Annotated in this window: 5 protein-coding genes; all 5 read right to left on the bottom strand. The window is 30.0% G+C overall.

The features are described 5' to 3' along the window. Positions 1–147 precede the first annotated feature (147 nt). Positions 148–1329 (bottom strand): glycosyltransferase, encoded by a 1182-nt coding sequence (locus tag ABY285_RS12235; protein ID WP_372770464.1) that lies wholly within the window; start codon positions 1327–1329, stop codon positions 148–150. Between the two features lie 5 nt (positions 1330–1334). Continuing rightward, a complete protein-coding gene (gene wecB / locus ABY285_RS12230) occupies positions 1335–2474 on the bottom strand; it encodes a non-hydrolyzing UDP-N-acetylglucosamine 2-epimerase (RefSeq protein ID WP_372770462.1) in 1140 nt (379 codons plus the stop codon). 53 nt (positions 2475–2527) lie between these two features. After that, positions 2528–3646 (bottom strand): NAD-dependent epimerase/dehydratase family protein, encoded by a 1119-nt coding sequence (locus ABY285_RS12225; RefSeq protein ID WP_372770460.1) that lies wholly within the window; start codon positions 3644–3646, stop codon positions 2528–2530. Positions 3647–3667: 21 nt separating this feature from the next. Then, positions 3668–4087 carry a WxcM-like domain-containing protein gene (locus ABY285_RS12220; RefSeq protein ID WP_372770458.1) on the bottom strand — a complete coding sequence of 140 codons (420 nt, stop codon included), beginning with the start codon at positions 4085–4087 and terminating at the stop codon, positions 3668–3670. A 19-nt stretch (positions 4088–4106) separates the two neighbouring features. Beyond that, positions 4107–4874: polysaccharide biosynthesis protein (locus ABY285_RS12215; RefSeq protein WP_372770456.1), on the bottom strand; the 768-nt coding region annotated here is incomplete at its 5' end.

Below are 4874 nucleotides of genomic sequence, written 5' to 3'. Positions count from 1 at the left end.
GTATTCTTTCTTGCCTACTTTTGCTCATTTTTATTTATCATAGCTTATTTACATCACATTATAATAATTTCGCATAAAAGATAACTACACTTCAATTAGTTTCTCTAAAAATATGCGTAATGTAGTAATTCTATGATTTTTTTTAATTTAAGTATCTAAATTATTTAAAAAATATTTAAAATTATCAACATAAAACTCATAATGAAACATAGGAAACGAATAACACTTTTTTTTCATATCTATTATTCTTTCATCATCTTGATTTAACGCCAGTACTAGCGACTTATCCATACTTTCGTTTGAGGTTGTATCTATTAAGAAGCCAAGTTCTCCTTCCTTTAGGAATTTCTTTATATTACTTGTTGAGTTTGTTAAAACTGGTGTCCCGCATGAAATAGACTCTACAAATTTAGTTGGAAAACCAGCTGTGTTAATTAAATTGTTTTCTCTTATAAAAATTGAAAAATCCGCTTCCTTAATCAACTCTATAGACTCTAAATGAGATTTACGACCTTTAAAAACGATATTATTAATAACATTTGAAGGAATTGAGTTTAGCCCAAAACTAAATAAATAATCTTGCTTAGTGATGCCAACAATTGTAAGTTGAAAATCTTTAACATTATTTTTTATTTTTGAAAGCGAAATTATGACTGAATCCAATTTGTCTTTTTGTCCATTACCTGGTGAGCCAACATAAATTAGTTTACGTATTTTTTTTTCTTCAAAAGGTAGTTGTTTCCATTTTGTTGAGCTTTTATCAACAAGAGGGGGGATTTCAATACAATTAACAGTTTGATAAAAACTGTTAAGATATTCACTTATTGCAATTATTCCATTAACTTTTTTTTGAAGATAATTCATTCTTAAATATGAATCAAAGCCTTTTATTATTTTAAATAAAAAATTTCCTTCAGGTTGATACCACTCTGTTACATCAGCTATCAATTTAATATTATTCTTTTTACAAAACTTTTTTAATTTCCATAAGGTTATAGCAGGGTAATTATATGCAACAATAATTTGCACATTTTCTTTTAATTCATTAGTAACTATATTTTTTACAAATTTAAGACTAGTGATAAATTGAAGCCAATCCTTTTTTGAGTTAGGATAATTTTGTTTCCAAGAATTAAACTGAAATCCATCAATATTAATAATTTCTTTTGAAATATTCATGTTTTTTCTTTCGTTGTCTATACCAATATAAGAAACCTTATAACCTAATTTAGAAAACAACTTACCATTAGTTAAAACCCGCTGGGCAGCAGCATTTTTATCCGGAAGTTCAAATCCACCAACATATAAAACATTTTTACTGTTTTTCATGAAATTTAAGAGATTTGTTTAGACCACACCACTCTATTAACATAATCGGTATAAGATATAATAATTCTCACTACTTTATCACTCACATTTGGCATAGAATAATCTTGTACTGGCAATAAAGTTCTGCTTTCACTTCTTTTTTGAGTTTCAATAATTTTTAAAGCCTGCATAATCCGCTCTGGATTTAAACCTACCATCATTACGGACGCTTCTTCCATAGCTTCAGGACGTTCGTGTGCTTCCCTAATATTTAAGGCTGGAAAATTCATAATGGAAGATTCTTCAGAAATTGTACCACTATCTGATAAAACAGCTTTTGCATTTTTTTGTAAATGATTATAATCATGAAAACCAAGAGGTTTCATTAATTGAATTAACTTATGAAAGCTAACGCCAGTTTCATTTATTTTATTTCTGGTACGTGGGTGTGTTGAAACTATGATTGGTAATTGATATTTTTCAGCTATTGCATTTAAAGATTCAACTAACTTTAAAAAATTATCAGAATTGATATTTTCTTCTCTGTGAGCAGAAACAACAAAATACTTTTCTTTTTGTAAATTCAATCTAGACAAAACATCTGAATTATCTATTTGAGAACTATATGCATGCACAACTTCATAAATTGGAGAACCTGTTTTTATAATTCTATCTGCTGGCAATCCCTCACGTAACAAATATTCCCTTGCAATGTCACTATAAGTTAAATTAACATCAGAAATATGATCAACTATTTTTCTATTTGTTTCTTCAGGCACACGTTGGTCAAAACAACGATTTCCTGCTTCCATATGAAAAATTGGTATTTTTCTTTTTTTTGCTGCAATAGCGCATAAACAAGAATTTGTATCCCCTAATACTAAGAAAGCATCCGGGTTTACCTCTTCTAAAACTGGATCAATATTTATTAATATTTGACCAGCTGTAGTTGTTGCATTACCTCCGGCAGCATTTAAAAAATAATCTGGTTTTCTCAATCCTAAATCTTTAAAAAACACTTCATTCAATTCGTAGTCATAATTTTGACCTGTATGCACCAATATATGTTCTATACTTTCAGTAGCGTCTAATTTTAATAATACTCTTGAGAGTCTAATAATCTCTGGGCGTGTTCCTACAACTGTTAATACTTTTAGTTTTTTCATTGGTGATTAGTGATTGGTGATTCGTTAACAAATTATGAATTACTATTAAAATTTTACACTTCCTCAAAATAAGTGTCTGCATCCTCTTCATTGTACGGCTCATTTATCCAAAAATTTGTATACAGTACTTCATCCCCTATATTTTTAATATTATGTGTGTACCAAATTGGCATATCAACATAAGCTGGTTCATCACCATCTAAGTAAAAATCTAACACCTCATCAGTCCCTATTCTTCGTAATTGAATTAAAGCCTTTCCTTTAATTACAGCAAATCGCTCTATTTTTCGTGTATGGAAATGATTTCCCCTTGTTATATCTGGAACGGTGGTTGAAAAGGACACTTGTCCTCCAATACCTAAACGGATAATTTCAACAAATGAACCACGAGGATCTGTATGTTGTGTAAATTTTACTGGAAAATGGTTTTTTACATCCATATAACAACGATAGGTGTTAAATAAATTTAACACAAAATTATTTTCTAACATAGGTATTTCACCTTTGTCTTGGTATTGGTCTTTAAATTTTTGTAAATATGCTAAAATCTCAGTTACTTTAGCTACTGAAGTATGAGGGACTTGGTATAATGATTCACTCTTATTCTCTCTAATTTTATTAATTATTTCTCCTGCCAACTCACTCACATAAATCAATTTTAACTCCCCATCAACTTGAACTACTGGCTTTTCTCCATTGGCAATTTTATGTGAAAACGTTGCAACTACTGAATTATAATTTGGCTGACCAAAAGGTCCAAAAACATTTGGTATTACTAAGCCTGTAAACTTACCACCATTCGAATTTGCCCATCTCTCCAATAATATTCTTCCATCCTTTTTAGATTTCCCATACAAATTATCTCTATCTTCTTGTGAAGATGATGAAAATAATACATGTGCTTTACTCTTAGTTCTTTCAAGTGATGAAATAAGCTGCTTCACTAAATCCATATTGGTATTGTAAAGCGCTTGCATATCCTCATGCCTATTCATAGCAGCTAAATGTACAATGACATCACATTGCTGTACAAACGTATCTAATTTAATTTCGTTTGAAAAAAAACTTATATTATATTCAATACTTTCAAATTCTTGAGGTAACAAATTTATGGAATTGAATAAGTGACTTCCTACAAAACCTTCTTGACCTGTAATTCCTATTTTTAACATCTAAAAATTTTATAATTTAAATTATACATTCTCAAAATAATTTTGAGGGTATTTATATTCATCTTTTATTTTTCCCAATAAATAATCAGCCATCACAAGTAGCTTTGATGATTCCTCTAATGCCTGTATGTTAGAAACATATCCTTTAGGAACATGTAATATATCTAATGTTTTTGAACTTAAAATAAATTCTTGAGGATTTAAATTTCGGGTTGGGCTCTCCCAGTTGTCAATTTTTATTAATAAAATTTTAAAGCTACCAATAACGGCACTGAACCAACGTTGCTCTATTTTATGACCTTGCCAAGCTCTAATAATTGATGTGTTTTTATTTTCTATAAAATAAATTCTTTTAATTGAACTTAGATCAAAGTTATTATTAAAAGTTAAGTTTCCTCTATTATCAGAATATATATCTCCTTTAATTATTGTTGGCTCCATTATTAAGGCATTTAAAATATTATTCTATTGCTTCTTGAATGATTGGTAATTTTAGTAACATTTTTTTTACGCCTTCCACATCTTGTTGTATCGTATTATGAGAATGGTAATCTTCTATTTCGGCTATATTTTGCTCTCCTTCTGAAAAGTAACGTGCATAATTTAAATCTCTGTTATCAGCTGGCACACGATAAAATTCTCCCATATCTTCCGCTTTTACCATTTCTTCTCTTGTACATAAGGTCTCATACAATTTTTCACCGTGACGTGTTCCAATTATTTTAATTTCATTGGTTGCATTGCATAATTCTTTTATAGCTTGTGCTAAGTCTCCAATAGTACTTGCAGGGGCTTTATTCACAAATAAATCACCCGAATTTCCGTGCTCAAAAGCAAATAAAACCAACTCAACGGCTTCGTCTAATGACATTAAAAAACGTGTCATATTTGGGTCGGTAATTGTTAATGGCTGCCCTTCTTTAATTTGTTTTAGAAATAAAGGAATAACAGAACCTCGTGATGCCATTACATTACCATAACGTGTTAAACAAACGGTAGTATCGGTTAAATTACGTGAAGCGGCAATGGCTACTTTTTCCATTAAGGCCTTTGAAATACCCATTGCATTAATTGGGTAGGCTGCCTTATCTGTACTTAAACAAATTACTTTTTTTACTTTATTAACTCCTGCAGCATCAATTACATTTTGCGTACCAAACACATTGGTTTTGGTAGCTTCAATAGGGAAAAACTCACAAGAAGGCACTTGCTTTAAGGCAGCTGCATG

The organism is Lutibacter sp. (assembly GCF_041555395.1).
Lineage (GTDB): Bacteria > Bacteroidota > Bacteroidia > Flavobacteriales > Flavobacteriaceae > Lutibacter.
This window is presented reverse-complemented; position numbering and strand designations above follow the sequence as displayed.

What these genes read in the sequence shown, in the direction of transcription:
- ABY285_RS12235 (WP_372770464.1), bottom strand. Translation starts at nt 1,329, where the DNA reads ATGAAAAACAGTAAAAATGTTTTATATGTTGGTGGATTTGAACTTCCG.
- wecB (WP_372770462.1), bottom strand. Translation starts at nt 2,474, where the DNA reads ATGAAAAAACTAAAAGTATTAACAGTTGTAGGAACACGCCCAGAGATT.
- ABY285_RS12225 (WP_372770460.1), bottom strand. Translation starts at nt 3,646, where the DNA reads ATGTTAAAAATAGGAATTACAGGTCAAGAAGGTTTTGTAGGAAGTCAC.
- ABY285_RS12220 (WP_372770458.1), bottom strand. Translation starts at nt 4,087, where the DNA reads ATGGAGCCAACAATAATTAAAGGAGATATATATTCTGATAATAGAGGA.